This window comes from Streptomyces sp. NPDC056169 (assembly GCF_042268445.1).
Taxonomy (GTDB): Bacteria; Actinomycetota; Actinomycetes; order Streptomycetales; family Streptomycetaceae; genus Streptomyces.
In genome coordinates this window covers 23,936-41,795 of sequence record NZ_JBHJUO010000018.1, presented here as the reverse complement: position 1 = coordinate 41,795, position 17,860 = coordinate 23,936, and the positions used below count along the sequence as shown (strand labels likewise).

General features: G+C 72.2%; 19 protein-coding genes. 9 read left to right on the top strand and 10 right to left on the bottom strand.

Features of this window, described 5'->3' with window-relative positions; translation table 11 throughout:
• Positions 1–93: 93 nt before the first annotated feature.
• Positions 94–576, bottom strand: coding sequence for a macro domain-containing protein (locus tag ACFC0G_RS28355; RefSeq protein WP_376408168.1), 483 nt, complete (start codon positions 574–576; stop codon positions 94–96).
• Positions 577–652: 76 nt separating this feature from the next.
• Between ACFC0G_RS28355 and ACFC0G_RS28350 the strand changes: the two genes are divergently transcribed.
• Positions 653–1,381 (top strand): MerR family transcriptional regulator, encoded by a 729-nt coding sequence (locus tag ACFC0G_RS28350; protein ID WP_376408165.1) that lies wholly within the window; start codon positions 653–655, stop codon positions 1,379–1,381.
• Here ACFC0G_RS28350 and ACFC0G_RS28345 read toward each other — a convergent pair.
• From ACFC0G_RS28345 to ACFC0G_RS28330, 4 genes are read right to left on the bottom strand one after another with little or no spacing between them, the layout of a single operon-like run.
• Positions 1,368–3,542, bottom strand: coding sequence for a 3-hydroxyacyl-CoA dehydrogenase NAD-binding domain-containing protein (locus ACFC0G_RS28345; RefSeq protein ID WP_376408162.1), 2,175 nt, complete (start codon positions 3,540–3,542; stop codon positions 1,368–1,370). The genes ACFC0G_RS28350 and ACFC0G_RS28345 overlap by 14 nt on opposite strands.
• A gap of 38 nt (positions 3,543–3,580) precedes the next feature.
• Positions 3,581–4,795: an acetyl-CoA C-acetyltransferase gene (locus tag ACFC0G_RS28340; protein ID WP_376408159.1), complete on the bottom strand. Its 1,215-nt coding sequence runs from the start codon at positions 4,793–4,795 to the stop codon at positions 3,581–3,583.
• 45 nt (positions 4,796–4,840) lie between these two features.
• Positions 4,841–5,983: an acyl-CoA dehydrogenase family protein gene (locus tag ACFC0G_RS28335; RefSeq protein WP_376408156.1), complete on the bottom strand. Its 1,143-nt coding sequence runs from the start codon at positions 5,981–5,983 to the stop codon at positions 4,841–4,843.
• Positions 5,980–7,125, bottom strand: a complete 1,146-nt coding sequence (locus ACFC0G_RS28330) for a CaiB/BaiF CoA transferase family protein (RefSeq protein WP_376408153.1) — start codon at positions 7,123–7,125, stop codon at positions 5,980–5,982. The genes ACFC0G_RS28335 and ACFC0G_RS28330 overlap by 4 nt, the downstream gene beginning before the upstream one ends.
• A 181-nt stretch (positions 7,126–7,306) precedes the next feature.
• Between ACFC0G_RS28330 and ACFC0G_RS28325 the strand changes: the two genes are divergently transcribed.
• Entirely contained in the window at positions 7,307–8,665 is a 1,359-nt protein-coding gene (locus tag ACFC0G_RS28325; protein ID WP_376408150.1) for a saccharopine dehydrogenase family protein, read from the top strand.
• Between the two features lie 52 nt (positions 8,666–8,717).
• On the opposite strand, the gene ACFC0G_RS28320 is transcribed toward ACFC0G_RS28325, so the two are convergent.
• The 3 genes from ACFC0G_RS28320 to ACFC0G_RS28310 are packed head-to-tail and all read right to left on the bottom strand — an operon-like array spanning position 8,718 to position 9,983.
• Complete coding sequence (locus ACFC0G_RS28320) at positions 8,718–9,089, bottom strand: VOC family protein (protein WP_376408147.1); 372 nt, start codon at positions 9,087–9,089, stop codon at positions 8,718–8,720.
• Entirely contained in the window at positions 9,086–9,220 is a 135-nt protein-coding gene (gene mmpA / locus ACFC0G_RS28315; RefSeq protein ID WP_376408144.1) for a morphogenic membrane protein MmpA, read from the bottom strand. Before mmpA ends, ACFC0G_RS28320 begins: the two co-directional genes overlap by 4 nt.
• Before the next feature lie 49 nt (positions 9,221–9,269).
• The gene (locus ACFC0G_RS28310) at positions 9,270–9,983 is read right to left on the bottom strand and encodes an endonuclease V (protein WP_376408141.1); all 714 of its coding nucleotides are present in this window, start codon (positions 9,981–9,983) and stop codon (positions 9,270–9,272) included.
• A gap of 82 nt (positions 9,984–10,065) precedes the next feature.
• Here ACFC0G_RS28310 and ACFC0G_RS28305 point away from each other — a divergent pair, with 82 nt between their 5' ends.
• Positions 10,066–10,365: a YciI family protein gene (locus ACFC0G_RS28305; protein WP_376408138.1), complete on the top strand. Its 300-nt coding sequence runs from the start codon at positions 10,066–10,068 to the stop codon at positions 10,363–10,365.
• Positions 10,366–10,432: 67 nt separating this feature from the next.
• Here the strand turns inward: ACFC0G_RS28305 and ACFC0G_RS28300 are convergent, their stop codons facing one another.
• A complete protein-coding gene (locus ACFC0G_RS28300) occupies positions 10,433–11,551 on the bottom strand; it encodes a WD40/YVTN/BNR-like repeat-containing protein (RefSeq protein ID WP_376408135.1) in 1,119 nt (372 codons plus the stop codon).
• A gap of 109 nt (positions 11,552–11,660) precedes the next feature.
• On the opposite strand from ACFC0G_RS28300, the gene ACFC0G_RS28295 reads away from it, so the two are divergent.
• The 3 genes from ACFC0G_RS28295 to ACFC0G_RS28285 all read left to right on the top strand — a co-directional run bounded on the left by ACFC0G_RS28295 (position 11,661) and on the right by ACFC0G_RS28285 (position 14,641).
• Entirely contained in the window at positions 11,661–12,155 is a 495-nt protein-coding gene (locus tag ACFC0G_RS28295) for a (4Fe-4S)-binding protein (RefSeq protein ID WP_376408132.1), read from the top strand.
• Between the two features lie 141 nt (positions 12,156–12,296).
• Entirely contained in the window at positions 12,297–12,713 is a 417-nt protein-coding gene (locus ACFC0G_RS28290) for an SsgA family sporulation/cell division regulator (protein ID WP_376408129.1), read from the top strand.
• Positions 12,714–13,000: 287 nt separating this feature from the next.
• Positions 13,001–14,641 carry an ABC-F family ATP-binding cassette domain-containing protein gene (locus tag ACFC0G_RS28285; protein ID WP_376408127.1) on the top strand — a complete coding sequence of 547 codons (1,641 nt, stop codon included), beginning with the start codon at positions 13,001–13,003 and terminating at the stop codon, positions 14,639–14,641.
• 116 nt (positions 14,642–14,757) lie between these two features.
• Here the strand turns inward: ACFC0G_RS28285 and ACFC0G_RS28280 are convergent, their stop codons facing one another.
• The gene (locus ACFC0G_RS28280) at positions 14,758–15,231 is read right to left on the bottom strand and encodes an ATP-binding protein (protein ID WP_376408124.1); all 474 of its coding nucleotides are present in this window, start codon (positions 15,229–15,231) and stop codon (positions 14,758–14,760) included.
• Positions 15,232–15,413: 182 nt separating this feature from the next.
• Here ACFC0G_RS28280 and ACFC0G_RS28275 point away from each other — a divergent pair, with 182 nt between their 5' ends.
• The 3 genes from ACFC0G_RS28275 to ACFC0G_RS28265 all read left to right on the top strand — a co-directional run bounded on the left by ACFC0G_RS28275 (position 15,414) and on the right by ACFC0G_RS28265 (position 17,781).
• Positions 15,414–16,265, top strand: a complete 852-nt coding sequence (locus ACFC0G_RS28275; protein ID WP_376408122.1) for a helix-turn-helix domain-containing protein — start codon at positions 15,414–15,416, stop codon at positions 16,263–16,265.
• 14 nt (positions 16,266–16,279) lie between these two features.
• The gene (locus tag ACFC0G_RS28270; RefSeq protein WP_376408119.1) at positions 16,280–16,528 is read left to right on the top strand and encodes a hypothetical protein; all 249 of its coding nucleotides are present in this window, start codon (positions 16,280–16,282) and stop codon (positions 16,526–16,528) included.
• 278 nt (positions 16,529–16,806) lie between these two features.
• Positions 16,807–17,781 carry an acyl-ACP desaturase gene (locus ACFC0G_RS28265; RefSeq protein WP_376408116.1) on the top strand — a complete coding sequence of 325 codons (975 nt, stop codon included), beginning with the start codon at positions 16,807–16,809 and terminating at the stop codon, positions 17,779–17,781.
• The last annotated feature ends 79 nt before the right edge of the window (positions 17,782–17,860 follow it).

Here is a 17,860-nt window from a genome sequence, read left to right as displayed (position 1 = left end):
CGCTCTCCCCTGTTGCCATTCCCCCGATGCGAACAGCCGCCGACTCTAGCCCCCACCTCCGACACCGCCCGCGATACCCCGCCCCCACGCCCGTTACGCGCCGAAGTCGTACACGGTGACCGGAATCCCCCGGTCCACGAGCCGGCTCATGACCAGGGGCTCCACCTCGTCCCAGGTGCCTCCGGCGAGCCCGCAGCCGATCCGCGGCATGTGGACGGAGGCGCCCAGCTCGGCCGCCTTGTCGCCGAGCAGCCCGAGCGCGGCGTCGATCGCCTCGTACCGCACGGGCACGGCCTGGTTCCGGACCGTCCGTATGCCGTGCTGGCCGACGAGGTTGGCCACCCACACCTCGGGTTCGACCCGCACGAACTGGGCGGCGCCGAGTCCGAAGTCGTTCCCCGCACGCTCGCGGTACCACTGCCGGAAGGCCTTCTCCGGCTCGGGCCAGCGGCGCGTCAGCGCGAGGACGAAGCCCCTCCCCCAGGCCCCGGCGTCATTGCAGACGTGGGCAACGATCCTGGCGCCTTCGCCGCCCGGGGCGGTCGCGTCGCCTTCGACGTACGTGATCCCGTTCATGTCGATCACGCTACGGGCAGCCACTGACAGTGGCCGGAGTCTTTTACACAGCTGGTGAGACAGCAATACTGTTCAAGTGAGCGACGAGGAGCACGAGCCGAGCTATACGGTCGACGAGCTGGCCGCGCGGGCCGGGGTCACGGTGCGGACCGTGCGGTTCTACGGGACGCGGGGGCTGTTGCCGCCGCCCGTGATCGGGGCGCGGCGGGTCGGGCATTACGGGCCGGGGCATCTGGCGCGGCTCGCGCTCATCGAGGAGCTCCAGCGGCAGGGCATGACGCTGGCCGCGATCGAGCGGTACCTGGAGCAGTTGCCGGCCGACCTCAGCGAGCAGGACCTGGCCATCCACCGGGCCCTCGTGGCCTCCTGGGCGCCCGAGTCCGCCGAGGAGATCACCCTGCGGGAGCTGGAGCGGCGTGCCGGGCGGCCCCTGACCGGGCAGGACGTCGAGCGGCTCGCCGCGATGGGGGTGCTGGACCGGATCCCGGGGAGCGAGGCCTTCCGGCTCGACGGGACGCTGCTGCGGCTCGGGGTCGAGCTGCTCGAGGTGCCGATCGAGCACGAGACGATCCTCGCCTCCCGGACGGTCCTCGTGGAGCACGCGCGCGCCGCCGCCCAGGAGCTCTCCCGGCTCTTCCGGGACGAGGTGTGGAACCCGTACCGGGAGAGCGCCGAGGACCCGGACCACCTGAGCGCCATGCGGTCGCTCTCGGCCCATATGCAGCCGATGGTGGTCCAGGCCCTGGTCACGGCCTTCCAGCGCTCGCTCCGCGAGGAGCTGCGCGCCGCGTTCAGGAGTCGGTGAAGACCTCGCCGCGCTCGGCCTTCTCGACCAGGAGGGCCGGGGGCTCGAAGCGCTCGCCGTAGGTCGCCGCCAGCTCGCGCGCGCGGGCCGCGAAGCCGGCGACACCACCCTCGTAGCCGTTGACGTACTGGAGCACGCCGCCGGTCCAGGCCGGGAAGCCGATGCCCATGATGGAGCCGATGTTGGCGTCGGCGACCGAGGTCAGGACGCCCTCCTCCAGGAGCCGGACGGTGTCCAGCGCCTCGGAGAACAGCATCCGCTCCTGCATGTCGCGGAAGGGGATCTCGTATCCGGGCTTCGTGAAGTGCTCGCGCAGGCCGGGCCAGAGCGGGCCGCGCTTGCCGTCCTCCGCGTACGTGTAGAAGCCCGCGCCGCCGCTGCGTCCGGGGCGGCCGAACTCGTCGACCATGCGGTCGATCACGGCCTCGCCCGGGTGGGTGGCCCAGACGCCGCCGGCCTCCTCGATCGCCCGCCGGGTCTCGTTGCGGATCTTGCGGGGCAGGGTCAGGGTCAGCTCGTCCATGAGGGAGAGGACCTTCGCGGGGTAGCCGGCCTGCGCCGCGGCCTGCTCGATCGAGGCGGGCTCGATGCCCTCGCCGACCATCGCGACGCCTTCGTTGATGAAGTGGCCGATGACCCGGGAGGTGAAGAAGCCGCGGGAGTCGTTGACGACGATCGGCGTCTTGTTGATCTGCCGGACGAGGTCGAAGGCGCGGGCGAGGGCCTCGTCGCCGGTCCGCTCCCCCTTGATGATCTCGACGAGCGGCATCTTGTCGACGGGCGAGAAGAAGTGCAGGCCGATGAAGTCGGCCTGCCGCTCGACGCCCTCGGCGAGGACGGAGATCGGCAGCGTCGAGGTGTTGGAGCAGAGCAGCGCGTCGGGCGCGACGACGCCCTGGATCTCCTGGAAGACCTTGTGCTTGAGGGACGTGTCCTCGAAGACCGCCTCGATGACCGCGTCGCAGCCGGCCAGGGCCTGGACGTCGGAGGTCGCGGTGATGCGGGCGAGCAGCGCGTCGGCCTTCTCCTGCGTCGTACGGCCCCGGGACACGGCCTTGGCGCAGAGCTTCTCGCTGTAGGCCTTGCCCTTGGCCGCGGACTCGGCGGAGACGTCCTTGAGGACGACCTCGATGCCGGCGCGGGCGCAGGAGTAGGCGATGCCGGCGCCCATCATGCCCGCGCCGAGGACGGCGACCTTGCGGACCGGGCGGGGCGCGATGCCCTTGGGGCGGCTGGCGCCGGAGTTGACGGCCTGGAGGTCGAAGAAGAACGCCTGGATCATGTTCTTCGCGGTCTGCCCGACGACCAGCTCGGTGAAGTACCGGCTCTCGATGGTGAGCGCGGTCTCGAAGTCGACCTGGGAGCCCTCGACGGCGGCGGCCATGATGGCGCGGGGCGCCGGGTAGGGCGCGCCGTTCAGCTGCTTGCGCAGGTTGGCCGGGAAGGCCGGGAGGTTGGCGGCGAACTTCGGGTTCGACGGGGTGCCGCCGGGGATCCGGTGGCCGGGGACGTCCCAGGGCTGGTGGGACTCGGGGTGCGCGTCGATGAAGGCGATGGCCTTGGCCATCATCTCCTCGGGGGTGGCGGCCACCTCGTGGACGAGGCCGTTGTCGAGGGCGCGCTTCGGGGCGTACTGGGTGCCCTGGAGCAGCACCTTGAGCAGGGCGTCGGTGATGCCCATGAGGCGTACGGTGCGGGCGACGCCGCCGCCGCCCGGCAGCAGGCCGAGGGTGACCTCGGGCAGGCCGATCTTGGAGCCGGGGGCGTCGAGGGCGACGCGGTGGTGGGAGGCGAGCGCGATCTCGTAGCCGCCGCCGAGGGCCGCGCCGTTGATCGCGGCGACGACGGGCTTGCCGAGGGTCTCGATGCGGCGCAGCGCGTTCTTGATCCCGATGGCGGAGTCGAAGATGTCCCGGGCGTGCTCGGGGCCCGCCTTGACCATGTCCTTGAGGTCGCCGCCGGCGAAGAAGGTCTTCTTCGCGGAGGTGTAGATGATGCCCCGGATGGAGTCCTTCTCGGCCTCCACGCGGTCGGCGATCGCGATGATCGAGGCCCGGAAGGCCTGGTTCATGGTGTTGGCGGACTGGTTCGGGTCGTCGAGGACGAGGGTGACGATCCCGGTCGCGTCCTGCTCCCAGCGGATGGTGGTGCTCTCGCTCATGTCTCTGCTTCTCCGTAAGAGGGGTGCGGACGGGACGGTCAGACGCGCTCGACGATGGTGGCGATGCCCATGCCGCCGCCCACGCAGAGGGTGGCCAGGCCGTAGCGCTTGTCCTGGCGCTCCAGCTCGTCGACGAGGGTGCCGAGGATCATCGCGCCGGTGGCGCCGAGCGGGTGGCCGAGCGCGATGGCGCCGCCGTTGACGTTGACCTTGTCCAGGGAGATGCCCATGTCCTTGACGAAGCGGAGGACGACGGCCGCGAAGGCCTCGTTGATCTCGATGAGGTCGATGTCGTCGATGGTGAGGCCGGCCTTGGCGAGAGCCTTGCGGGTGGCCGGGGCGGGGCCGGTGAGCATGATGGTCGGCTCGGAGCCGGAGACGGCGGCCGCGACGATCCGGGCGCGCGGGGTCAGTCCGTACCGCTCGCCGACCTCCTTCGAGCCGATGGCGACGAGGGAGGCGCCGTCGACGATGCCGGAGGAGTTGCCCGCGTGGTGGACGTGGTCGATCTCCTCGACCCAGTGGTACTTCTGCAGGGCCACGGCGTCGAAGCCGCCGAGCTCGCCGATGTCGGCGAAGGAGGGCTTGAGGCGGGCCAGCGAATCGGCGGTGGTGCCGGGGCGCATGTGCTCGTCGTGGTCGAGGACGACGAGTCCCGCGCGGTCCAGGACGGGCACGACGGAGCGGGCGAAGCGGCCGGCCTTCCACGCCTCGGCGGCCCGCTCCTGGGACAGCTCGGCGTACTCGTCGACGTCGCGGCGGGTGAAGCCCTCAAGGGTGGCGATGAGGTCGGCGCCGATGCCCTGCGGGACGAAGTTGGTCTCCAGGTTGGTCATCGGGTCGGCGAACCAGGCGCCGCCGTCGGAGGCCATCGGCACCCGCGACATGGACTCGACGCCGCCGGCGAGGACGAGGTCCTCCCAGCCGGAGCGGACCTTCATCGCGGCCATGTTGACCGCTTCGAGGCCGGAGGCACAGAAGCGGTTCTCCTGGACGCCGGCGACGGTGTCGGGGAGTCCGGCGGCGATGGCGGCGATCCGGGCGATGTCGGAGCCCTGGTCGCCGACCGGGCCGACGACGCCGAGGACGATGTCGTCGATGGCGGCCGGGTCGAGTCCGGGGTGCCGGGCCTGGATCTCCCGGATGAGGCCGACGACCAGGTCGATCGGCTTGGTGCCGTGCAGGGAGCCGTTGGCCTTGCCGCGTCCGCGCGGGGTGCGGATCGCGTCGTACACGTACGCTTCGGTGCTCACGTAAAGCCTTTCGCGATGAGGGTGGGAGAAGACGGCGGCGGGAGGTCAGCCGAGGATGGAGCGGCCGATGATCTCCTTCATGATCTCGGTGGTGCCGCCGTAGATGGTCTGGATCCGCCCGTCGGTGTAGGCGCGGGCGACCGGGAATTCGCTCATGTAGCCGTATCCGCCGTGGAGTTGCAGGCAGCGGTCGGCGACCCGCTTCTGGAGTTCGGTCGCCCACCACTTGGCCATGGAGGCGTGGACGGCGTCCAGTGCGCCGCTCGCGTGCTCCTCGATGCAGCGGTCGACGAAGGTCCGGGTGACGGCGCACTCGGTGGCCATCTCGGCGATCTCGAAGCGGATGTGCTGGAGCTTGGCGAGCGGGCGGCCGAAGGCCTCGCGCTCCTTGACGTACCGGGTGGTGATCTCCAGGAGGTGTTCGGCCCCGGCGATGCCGGCGACGGCGATGGCCAGGCGCTCCTGGGCGAGGTTGGTCATCAGGTGCAGGAAGGCGCCGTCGAGCTCGCCGAGCAGGTTCTCCTTGGGGACGCGGACGTCGTGGAAGAAGAGCTCGGCGGTGTCCTGGGACTTCTGGCCGATCTTGTCGAGGTTCCGGCCGCGTTCGAAGCCGTCCGCTCCGCGCTCGACGACGAGGAGGGAGAGGCCGTGCGCGCCGCCCTCCGGGGTGGTCCGGGCGACGACGATCACGAGGTCGGCGAGGATGCCGTTGGAGATGAACGTCTTGGAGCCGTTGAGGATCCAGTGGTCGCCGTGGTCCTCGGCGGTCGTGCGGATGCCCTGGAGGTCGGAGCCCGCGCCCGGCTCGGTCATGGCGATGGCGGTGACGATCTCGCCGGAGCAGAAGCCGGGCAGCCAGCGCCGCTTCTGCTCCTCGGTGGCGAGCGAGGTGAGGTACGGGCCGATGATGTCGTTGTGCAGACCGATGGCGAGCCCGGGGGCGCCGGCCCGGGTGAACTCCTCGGCGAGGACGGCTCCGTAGCGGAAGTCGGGGTTGCCCCCGCCGCCGTACTCCTCGTCGACCGCGATCCCGAGCAGCCCCTGCCGTCCGGCGGCCCGCCAGGCCTCGCGGGCGACGATGCCGTCCAGCTCCCACTGCTCGTAGTGGGGCAGCACCTCCTTGGCCAGGAAGGTGCGGACGGTCGCGCGGAAGGCCTCGTGGTCGGCGGTGTAGAGCTGGCGCTTCATGCTTCGGTCTCCTCGGGGTGCAAGGCGGGGACGGCCCAGTCGCGGGCGACGGCGGCGGTGTCGGCACCGGGCAGGGCGGGGCCCGAGCGGAGGGTGCCGGGGGTGACGGAGAAGCGGGGTGCGGGGGCGGGCTGGGTGAGGCCGGCGTGTTCGGTGAAGGTGCCCCGGGCGGCCAGGTGGGGATGGCTCGGGGCCTCGCGCAGGGAGAGGACGGGAGCGACGCAGGCGTCGGTGCCGTCGAAGACGCTGGTCCACTCCTCGCGGGTACGGCTCCGGAAGCGGTCGGCGACGGCCGCGCGCAGTTCGGGCCAGCGGGCGAGGTCGCCGCGCAGGGCGGCGGCCTCCTCGATGCCGAGGAGTCGGGCGAACTCCGCGTAGAACCGTCCTTCCAGGGCCCCGACCGCCATGTGTCCGCCGTCGGAGGTCTCGTACACGCCGTAGAAGGGGCAGCCGCCGTCGAGGAGGTTGACTCCCCTGCGGTCCTGCCAGCCGCCGGCCGCGAGCATGCCGTGGATCATGGTGGTGAGGTGCGCGGTGCCGTCGACGATGGCGGCGTCGACGACCTGGCCCTCGCCGTGCGCCCGCGCGTGCTGGAGGGCGGCGAGGACGCCGATGACGAGGTAGAGGGAGCCGCCCGCGTAGTCGCCGACGAGGTTGGCGGGGACGGTGGGCGGGCCGTCCGGGTCGGGGCCGATCATGCCGAGGGCGCCGGTGATCGCGATGTACCCGATGTCGTGCCCGGCGGTCGTGGCGAGCGGTCCGTCCTGGCCCCAGCCGGTCATCCGGCCGTAGACGAGCCGGGGGTTGCGGGCGAGGCAGGGCCCGGGGCCGACGCCGAGGCGTTCGGCGACACCGGGGCGGTAGCCCTCGATCAGGATGTCGGCGCGTGCGACGAGGTCGAGCACGGTGGCGGGGCCGTCCTCGGCCTTGAGGTCGACGAGGACGGAGCGCTTGTTGCGGTTGGTGAGGTCCCGGGCCGGGTCGATGCCGAGGCCGGCGCCGCCGGGGCGGTCGACGCGGACGACGTCGGCGCCGAGGTCGGCCAGGAGCATGGCGGCGAAGGGGCCGGGGCCGATGCCGGCCAGTTCGACCACGCGCACCCCGGAGAGGGGACCGTTCCGGGCGGTGTGCGTCGTGCTCATCGAGCCCCCAGGAGTGTGTGACACCAATGATGTAACACCGGAGATGCTAGGAACGTGTTCCACTCGGCACAAGCCCCCCGGCCGAGCAAGCGCTTGGAAATCGCCACGGCGCGGAGTTCCGCTATTCTCCGCCGACGACAACCGCGCGCGGCGGCGCGGTACGGCCGAAATGAGGGGCTGGATGGAGACAGGGGCGGGCTCGGGGCGCGGGGACGCGCGGGACGGGACACGGCCGGGAGACGGCGCGCGCTCGGAGGACGGTGCCGGCTCGGACGGCGGTGCGCGCTCGGAGGACGGTGCCAGCTCGGAGGACAGCGCCCGCTCGGACGGCGGTGCGCGGTCTGAGGACAGTGCGCGCTCGGACGGCGGTGCGCGGCCGTACGACGTCGTGCTCTTCGGGGCGACCGGCTTCGTGGGCGGACTCACCGCCGAGTACCTGGCCGAGCACGCCCCGGCGGAGTGCCGCTGGGCGCTCGCGGGGCGCAACCGCGCCGGGCTTGCGGCCCTGCGCGAGCGGCTCGCCGCCCGGTGGCCGCACTGCGCGGAGCTGCCCCTGATCGTCGCGGACGCCGACGACCAGGGCTCGCTGCGCGCGCTCGCCGAGTCCGCGCGGGTGGTGGCGACGACCGTCGGCCCCTACGTCTGGTACGGGGAGGGCCTGGTCGCCGCCTGCGCCGAGGCCGGTACGGACTACGTCGACCTCACCGGCGAGGCCGAGTTCGTGGACCTGATGTACGTACGCCACGACGCGCGCGCCCGGGAGACCGGGGCCCGGATCGTGCACGCGTGCGGCTTCGACTCCGTCCCGCACGACCTGGGCGCGTACTTCACCGTCCGGCAGCTCCCGGAGGGCGTACCGCTCCGCGTCGACGGCTTCGTCCGGGTCGGGGCCACCTTCTCCGGCGGTACCTTCGCCTCGGCACTGACCGCGCTCGGCCGGGGCCGGCAGGTCCTGGAAGCGGCCCGCGAACGGCGCCTGTACGCGCCGAGGCTGGTGGGGCGCCGGGCCCGCGCGCCGCTGGGCGGCCCCCGGTTCAGCCGGGAGACGGGCACCTGGGCCCTGCCGCTGCCGACGCTCGACCCGCAGGTCGTGGCCCGCTCGGCCGCCGCCCTCGACCGGTACGGCCCGGACTTCCGCTACCGCCACTACGCCTCCGTGAAGACGCTCCCGATGGCTCTGGGCGGCACGGCGGCCGTCGGCGCGGGCGTGATGGCGGCCCAACTCCCGCCGGTGCGCCGCTGGCTGATGGAGCGTTACCGGCCGGGACAGGGGCCGTCCGCCGAGCGGCGCGCCCGCAGTTGGTTCTCGGTGCGGTTCGTCGGCGAGGGCGGCGGACGGCGGGTGTTCACCGAGGTGTCGGGCGGCGACCCGGGGTACGACGAGACGGCCAGGATGCTCGCCGAGTCGGCGCTCTGCCTGGCCTTCGACCCGTTGCCGAAGACGGCGGGCCAGGTGACGACGGCGGTCGCGATGGGCGACGCGCTGATCGACCGGCTCCGCGCGGCGGGCATCCGCTTCCGGGTGGCGCACCGGGGCTGATCCGCCGGGAGGGGGAGCGGGTCGGAAGCGAGTTCGTCAGGCCGGACGTGACTCAGAAGCGTACGAGGCGGAAGGGGTGGCCGGCCGGGTCGGCGTAGACGCGCCAGGCCGGGTCGCCGCCCCCGCCGTCGAGCGGGGTGGCCCCGAGTGCGAGGACGGCCTCGTCCGCGGCGGCCAGGTCCTCGACCCGTACGTCGAGGTGGAACTGCTGCTCGGGCGCTCCCCAGACGGGCGGCCGGTGGTCGGCCACGTCCTGGAAGGCGAGGAGCGGGCCACCGACTCCGCGCAGGACGGCGGATCCCTCGCCGACCGCCCACCGGGGGTCGGGGCTCTCGACCTCGCCGCCGATCAACCGCTGGTAGAACAGGGCCAGTTCCCGCGCGTCGGGGCAGTCGAGCACGACGCACCGCAGCCGCCCGATCATGCGAGCACCCAGGCGGCGACGACGTAGAGCATGGCGCAGACCCAGGCGAGGGCGACGAGCCCGGCGGCGGCGAGGGTCAGGGTCAGGCCGCGCCCCGCGGAACGCGACGGAGCGGAAAGGGGAGTTGTCATGAACCCCACTCTGCCGGGCGGCGGCGCGGCGCGGCATCCGTACACGTACTCAGGTACGTGCCAGTGCCTCCTTGAGTGCCGTGCGGCAGAGGGAGTCGGCGTGGCGGGTGGTCTCGGGGATGCGGTAGCGGGGGGAGAGGTGGAGCGTGTGGGCGCAGGCGCGGTCGAGGGAGACCCGGTGGCCGACGGAGACGAAGACGGGCTTCACCCCGGCCTGGGTCCGCAGGGCCCTGCCCACCTCCTCGTCCTCCTCGTCGGCGCCGTCGGCGGCGAGCAGCGCGCTGAACTCGCCGCGTTCCGGGCCCGGTTGTTCGTAGGTGAAGGTGAAGGGGTTCTTGGCGACGCCGATGGACGGCCGGCCGGTCAGCACCCCGAGATGGCTCGCGAGGCCGAAGCGGCGGGGGTGGGCGAGACCGTAGCCGTCGCAGACGAGCAGGCCGGGGTCGGCGGTCAGGGAGCCGAGCGCGGCGAGCACGGTCGGGATCTCGCGGAAGGCGAGGAGCCCGGGGACGTAGGGGAAGGAGACGCGGCCGACCGCCGTGGCCTCCTCGACCACGTCGAGGGTCCGGGCGTCGAGCACGACGGCCGCGGCGGCGACGAGATCGCGCTCGTCGTCGTAGGCCACGTCGAGCCCCGTGACGTGGCCTTCGCCGACGGCCGGCCCCGGCTCGTCGCGCACGATCCGCCCGCGCAGCTCCCGCTGGACGTCCCGTGCGGCGTCCTCGTCGGCGGGCCAGCCCGCCGGAATACCGATGATCGTCATAGTGCGGGCCACCCTACGACCCCGGTTCCGAGGGCTGGAACGCCTCGCCGGGGTCCGTGGGGCGCCCGGTAGCCTGGCGATCATGTTCGTATTGGAATTGACCTACACCGCGCCCGTCGAGCGGGTGGACGCCCTCCTCGACGCGCACATCGCGTGGCTGGACGCGCAGTACGCCGCCGGGGTGTTCATCGCCTCGGGGCGGAAGAACCCGCGCGACGGCGGGGTGATCCTGGCCGCCGGGGTCGGCCGCGCGGAGATCGAGGCGATCGCGGCGGCCGACCCGTTCACCGTCGAGGGCGTGTGCGCGTACCGGATCACGGAGTTCTACGCGACCAAGACGGCCGAGGGACTCGCCGCGTACCGGGAGCAGCTGCCCTCCTGAACCTCGCTATGGGCGTCGCTCCGGACCTCGCTACGGACGTCGCTCCGGACCTCGCCCCTGGCCTGGCTCAGCGGCGTCCGGCGCGGGCGATCCGGCCCTTCTCGCCGGAGGCCCAGCACGATCCGTCGTCCGTGCAGTCCACCGTGTCGTACGAACCGGTGTCGATCGTGCGCCAGGTGCGGCCCGCGTCGGTCGTCAGGTCCGTGCCCGTCGGGCCGACGGCGAGCGCGGCCGTCCTGCTGTGCGGGAGCCAGGCGACGCCGGAGCGGTAGGCCGGCGGGGGCGTGTCCGAGGCCTGCCAGGTGCGGCCCCCGTCCGCGGTGACCGCGCCGGCCTGCGGGGACGGCTGGTCCTTGCGGTAGTCGCCGCCGACGGCGATGCCGTGCGTACGGTCGCGGAAGGCGAGGCCGAAGACGCCCCGGGCCGGGTCCCCGGCGGGGATCGGCGTGGCGGTGGCGGTCCAGGTCAGCCCCCGGTCGGCGGAGTGGAGCACGCGGGCCGTGGCGCCGCCACCGGTCGCGAGCCAGACGTCCCGGGGTCCGGACGACACCAGGCACTGGCCGCTCGCCGCGAAGCCCGCCTCGCCGGGGAGCGCGTCCGGCATCCCGGCGCTCGGCAGTACCCGCCAGGACCGGCCGCCGTCGGCGGTGGAGAGGATGCGGTACTTGCCGTCGACGGGGTCGCTCATGGCGAGTCCGTGCCGCCGGTCGAAGAAGGTGACGCAGTCGTAGAAGGCGCGCGGGTCGGTGTTCCGGAAGGACTCGGTCCAAGTGGCGCCGCCGTCCTCGGTGCGCAGCAGGCGTGAGGCCTCGCCCTCCCCGATGGCGAGGACGACGGCCCGGCGGGCGTCGAAGGCCTCGACGTCACGGAACTCGAGCTCCCCCGCTCCGGGCGGCGAGACGTTTCGCCAGCTCCGGCCGCCGTCGGTCGTGCGCAGCACCGTGCCCTGGGAGCCCGCGGCCCAGGCGGTCCTCCGGTCGACCGCCGCGAGCCCGCGGAAGCGGGCGTCGGTGCCGGTCTGCGTCAGCTCCCAGCCGGCCGCGGCCGTGGGGGTCTCCCCGGCCTCCCCGGCCCGACCGGTCTCACGCGCCTCCCCGGCGCGCGCCGGGGCCGCCAGGCTCAGCGCGAGCGCCGCCCCGATCAGCCCCACCGACATCATTCGTCTCGTCTTCCCCATGGACGTCATGGCGCCGGAAGCTAGTACCCCGGGGCGGTCCCCGTCCAGGGTGCGTCCCCGGTGCATCCCGGGAGCGCCCCGGGTGCGCCCCGCGCCGGTCGTTCCTAGGCTGGGTCCCATGACCGACCGTACGGGCGAGCGTGCGCCGACCGACGAGAAGCCGAAGGTCGACGAGGTGCCGAAGCTCAAGGAGTACGAGGGTGAGGGCATCACCGTCACTTTCGAGCCACGGCGCTGTCTGCACGCGGCCGAGTGCGTCCACGGTCTGCCCGAGGTCTTCGACCTGTCCCGGCGCCCGTGGGTGCTGCCCGACGCCGCCGAGCCCGGCCTGGTCGCCGAGGTGATCCGCCGCTGCCCCTCGGGGGCGCTCCAGTACCACCACCACCCGGCGGAGGCCGCCGCGCCCGAGCCCCCGGACTCCCCCACCACCGTGCGCCGCACCCCCTCCGGCCAGCTCGTCCTGCGCGGGGACCTGCTCGTGACCGGCCCGCACGGGGACCGGCACGAGACCCGGGTGATGCTCTGCGGCTGCGGGGCCTCCGCGAACCAGCCGTACTGCGACCACTCGGGCCCCTGCGCGGAGCCGGACGACGACGTCGCCGAGCAGCGCTGACGTCGCGGATCGCCCCTCGGTGACGCAGGTCACGTGGTCCCCGAGTGCACGTTCCGGCCGCGCCGCTCGTCTTCCCTGGTGTGAGGTGCCCTGGTGTCGGGGAGACGCACAGGATCCGAAACCGCGCGAGAGGAGCCGGTCTTGTCCGCCGTCATCGAGCAGTCCGTCCAGGCCCGCCTGGTCGCATCCGCGCCCCGGATGGAGACGGTCCCCGCCACCCTGCGGTACGACCGCGAGGACCCGTACGCCGTGAGCATGGCCTTCCCGCCCCCGGCGACCCTGGAGGGCATCGAGGTCTCCTGGGCCTTCGCCCGCGACCTGCTCGTGCAGGGCGTCGAGCGCCCGGCGGGCGTCGGCGACGTCCGTCTGCGCCCGTACGGGTACGACCGCACGGTGGTGGAGTTCCACGCCCCGGAGGGGGTCGCGATGGTCCATGTACGGACCTCGGAGCTGCGCCGTTTCCTGGAGCGCTCGGAGCACCTGGTGCCGGCCGGCCGTGAGCACCAGTACCTGAACTGGGACCAGGACCTGGCGGAGCTGCTGCGCGAGCGGCCGTAGTCGGAGCGGCAGGAGAACGAGCAGCCACAGACGGAGCGCCCGGAGAACGAGCGCCCGTAAATCATTTGCCCCTCCCCCATCCAGGTCGTACGGTCGTATCTGACCTAGTCGTCACTTGATCGGAGAAGGACGTTGCTCTTCTGAGGTTGCGAGACACCGTGCCGCGCGTGCCCCTGTGCCGTGCGTGCCGTTCTCGACCTCGGTGTACGAGCCGTTCTTTCCAGCCCGCGCCCCGGTGTTCTCGCGTCGCCCCTTCATGCTCGCGTTCACGCATCCGGGAGGCCTCCATGGCGCATCACCCCACGTTCATCACCTGTTCCTCGCTCTCCTTCTCCTGGCCCGACGGCACCGAGGTCCTCGACGACTTCCGCCTCGCGGTCGGCCCCGGCCGCACCGGGCTCGTCGGGCTCAACGGCTCCGGCAAGTCGACCCTCCTGAAACTCGTCGCGGGCGAGCTGACCCCGGTCTCCGGCACGATCCGGGTCACCGGTGAGCTCGGCTATCTTCCGCAGAACGTCGTCCTGGACACCTCGCGGCGGGTCGACGAGATCCTCGGCATCGCGGAGAAGCGTGCCGCGCTGCACGCCATCGAGGCGGGTGACCCCGCCGAGGAACACTTCACCGCCCTCGCCGACGACTGGGACGTCGAGGAGCGGGCCCGGGCCACCCTCGATCAGCTGGGGCTCCCCGCCGTCGGCCTCGACCGGACCCTCGGCGAGGTCTCGGGCGGCGAGTCCGTGCTGCTGCGCCTCGCGGCGCTGCTGCTCGCCAAGCCGGACGTCCTGCTGCTCGACGAGCCGACGAACAATCTGGACCGGCACGCCCGTGCCCGGCTGTACGAGGCGGTGGAGAGCTGGTCCGGGGTCCTGGTCGTGGTCAGCCACGACCGTGAACTCCTGGAGCGCGTCGACCAGATCGCCGATCTGCGGGACGGCGAGGTCACCTGGTACGGCGGCCCGTGGTCCGCGTACGAGACGGCACTCGCCGCGGAACAGGAGGCCGCGGAGCGGATGGTGCGGGTCGCCGAGGCCGACGTACAGCGCCAGAAACGCGAACTCAGCGACGCACAGGTCAAGTTGGCGCGGCGGAAACGGTTCGCGCAGAAGAGTTACGAGAACAAGGTCGTCCCGAAGATCGTGGCGAACGGCCGCAGGAGCGACGCCCAGGTCGCGGCCGGGAAGCACCGCGCCCTGCACACGGAGCGGCTCTCCGAGGCCAGGGAGCGGCTCGACGCGGCGGTGGAGGCGGTACGGGACGACGACGAGATCCGCGTCGAACTGCCCCGCACCTCGGTTCCACCGGGCCGCGAGGTGTTGTTCCTGCGCGATCTGGAGCTGCGGTACGGGGCCAGGGTCGGCGGCGAGTTCGATCTGCGCGGACCGGAGCGGATCGCGCTCGTCGGCCGCAACGGCGCCGGCAAGACGACGCTGCTCCGGACGATCGCCGGTGAGGTGGAGCCGCTGTCGGGCGAGGCGGACACGCGGGTTCCGCTCCGCTTCCTGCCGCAGCGGCTCGACGTCCTCGACGACGGGCTGAGCGTGGTGGAGAACGTGGCCCGCTTCGCGCCCACGGCGACGGGGAACACGATCAGGGCGCGGCTGGCGAGGTTTCTGTTCCGGGGGGCGCGGGCGGATCAGCCCGTGGGCACCCTCTCGGGCGGGGAACGGTTCCGGGCGACGCTCGCGGCGCTGCTCCTGGCGGAGCCGGCTCCGCAGCTGCTGATGCTGGACGAGCCGACGAACAACCTGGACATGGGGTCGGTCCGGAAGCTGACGGCGGCCCTCGACGCCTACGAAGGGGCTCTGATCGTGGCGAGCCACGACGTGACGTTCCTGGAGTCGCTCGGCATCACGCGCTGGCTGCTGCTCGACGGTGAGCTGCGGCCGACGACGGCGGAAGAGGTCAGGGAGGTGGCCTCGACGCGCTAGGACGGGACGGAACGGGCCACGTCCGATCCGGTCGAGCCGGGGCGGATGGGATCGGGTCGGATCGAGTCGGGTCAGGTCAGGTCAGGTCGAGTCGGGCGAAGACCTGTTACAGGGCGCTAACGGTGGAGTAAGGCCCAGGACTTGGTGCCGCCGCCCGGTGTCAGTACGGGGGCGAGGCCCCAATCGCCTCCGTGCGCGTCGACCGCCGCGGCCAGCAGCCACATGCTGCGGCTTCGGCGGTCGCGGCATTCCTCGGCCGCGGTGGGCGAGGCGTGGGCCGGATGCTGGTCGTAGAGCACGATCCGCAGCGCCTCGTACTGCCAGCGGACGCGCAGGATCATCTCGCGGTCTGGAGTGAAGCGGTAGGCCGCGGCCACGAGTTCGGAGGTGGCGAGTGCGGCGGTCTCACAGAGGTCGGAGAGCCCGTGCCGGGTGAGGAGCGTGCGGACCGAATCGCGGGCGAGTCCGGCGCAGTAGGCACCTCCGGGGAGGAGCATCGAGTAGCTGAGGTTCTCCGTGGCGGGGGGTATGGGCCCGGCCGCGACGGCGGACGGGAGGCAACGCAGTGCGCCCTTCATCGGGTTGCTCACATTTCTTGCGCATTGGGGGTGTACGCACACACGGTCACAGTCGCCCCGTGTGAGACTTGCGCTACCGACCGTAGCGCACGAGCGGAGCACAGTGCTACTACTTGCGGGTAGTCGTGCCATTCCGGCCGAAAAGGCGATCCGCGAGGGTCGCCGCCGTCACGCAACGAAAGGGGAGATCGAGCGTGCCACCCAGGAGCAGCCCGACCGCACGCCAGCAGCGCCTCGGGAGCGAACTGCGCAAACTGCGCGAACAGTCGGGCATGTCGGCCCAGCAGGCCGCCGCCCTCCTGGGCGTCGACCGCACCCGTATCCCCAACATCGAGTCGGGCCGCTTCGGCATCAGCGCCGAGCGCGTCCGCACCCTCGCCTTCAACTACGGCTGCCCCGACACGGCGCTCGTGGACCTGCTCGCGGACATCGCACAGGAGCGGGACCGCGGCTGGTGGGAGGAGCACCGCGGACTGCTGCCGCCCGCGCTCATCGACATCGCCGAACTGGAGTTCCACGCCTCGGAGTTGCAGAGCGCGGTCACCACCCACATCCCCGGCCTCCTACAGACCGAGGAGCACGCGCGGGCCGTCTTCGACACCGCCGTCCCGCTCCTGCCGGGACCCGACCTGGAGGCCCGACTCGCCCTGCGGCTGCGCCGCCAGGAGGTCCTGGACCGGGACCGGCCGGCGCTCTACGAAGCCGTGATCCACGAGGCGGCGCTGCGCATGCAGTTCGGCGGACCGAAGGTCGCGCGGGACCAGCTGGAGCACATCCTGGAGTACTCCGAGCGGGACACCGTGACCGTCCGCGTCATCCCCTTCGCCGCGGGGGGTTTCCCCGGGGCGGGCCAGTCGTTCACCTATGTGTCCGCGCCCGTGCCGCAGCTCGACACCGTGCAGCTCGACTCCTCGCACGGATCGATCCTCCTCGACGCCGACATGAAGCTCCGCCGCTACCGGGGGCTCCTGGAGCGGCTGCGCGGGCTCACCCTCTCCACGACCGAATCACGCGCGTTCATACGCACCATCGCCCAGGATCTGTGAAGGACCGCCCCACCATGAACGTCACGACCGACACCCCCCTCGCCGCCGCCACCGCCGTCGCCGCCGACATCGACATCGCGATCGACTGGAACGAGGCCTTCTGCAGCGAGGGCGCGAACTGCTTCCGGTTCGGCCTCGACGACGCCGGCCGGGCCTACATCGGCTCGACCCTCACCCCCGGCGAGTACGTCAGCGACTCGGTGGAGGCGCTCCGCGCCCTGATCTCCGCGGTGAAGGCCGGCGCGGCGGACCACCTGCTCTGAACCGTCCGCGGTGAACCGAAACGCGCTGAACCGTGTGCGCCGAACCGTCTGCGCCGAACCGTCTGCTCTGCGTAGCCGACCGGTCGACCGGCGGCGCGCGAGAGGGACGTGACCTGCATCTCCAGCACCCCGCCGGAGCAGCGCACATAACGGAACGTAACCGGACATCGTCCAGACGGGCTTGGCCGACGCCTTACGGAGCCTTAACCTACGGTCTCGTAACCTACGAATCCGTAGGTAATCCCGTATGTCCTTTCTCTCCGTCCCCAGGAGTCCCCGTGACGCTCACCTCTCCCCACCTCGGCAGCTCGGCGGAGTGGACCGACGCGCGCCTGCTCTACGCGCTGGAAGAGGTCGTGGAGAAGGAGCTCAACCGGCACCTGAAGGTCACCAAGGACTGGATGCCGCACGAGTACGTGCCGTGGTCCGACGGCCGGAACTTCCCCGGCTTCTTCGAGGACGGCGAGGCCTGGGACCCCGAGCAGTCCAAGGTCACCGACATCGGCAAGATCGCCCTCGTCGTCAACCTGCTCACCGAGGACAACCTCCCGAGCTACCACCACGAGATCGCCAGCCTCTTCGGCCGCGACGGCGCCTGGGGCACGTGGGTGCACCGCTGGACCGCCGAGGAGGGCCGCCACGGCATCGTGATGCGCGACTACCTCCTCGCCTCGCGCGCGGTCGACCCGGACAAGCTGGAGCAGTTCCGGATGTCGCACATGAGCGAGGGCTTCGAGTCCGACAACCGGCACTCGATGCTGCACTCCGTGGCGTACGTCGCCTTCCAGGAGCTCGCGACCCGCATCTCGCACCGGAACACCGGCCACCAGTCCGGCGACCCGGTCTGCGACCGGATGCTGGCCCGCATCGCCACCGACGAGAACCTGCACATGGTGTTCTACCGGAACCTGCTGGGCGCGGCCTTCGAGCTCGCCCCCGACCTGACCATGATGGCCGTGCGGGACGTGGTCGTGAACTTCCGGATGCCCGGACACGGCATGCCGGGCTTCGAGCGGGCGGCGGCGCAGATGGCGATCGGCGAGATCTACAACATGCGCATCCACCACGACGACGTCCTCCAGCCGGTCCTGCGCTTCCTCAAGGTCCTCGAGATCGAGGGACTCGGGCCGGAGGGCCTTCAGGCCCAGGACGAGCTGGGTCTGTACATGAACGGCCTGGACAGCGAGGCCTCCAAGTTCGACGCGAAGCTCGCGGCCCGCAAGGCCCGCATGGCGGCCCGAGCGGCCGGCTGAGGCAGCCCCGGCCAGGCCACTCCTGGCTGAGTCACCCCTGGCTGAGTCACCCCTCGCACCCCGGAGAGAAGCGCGTGCG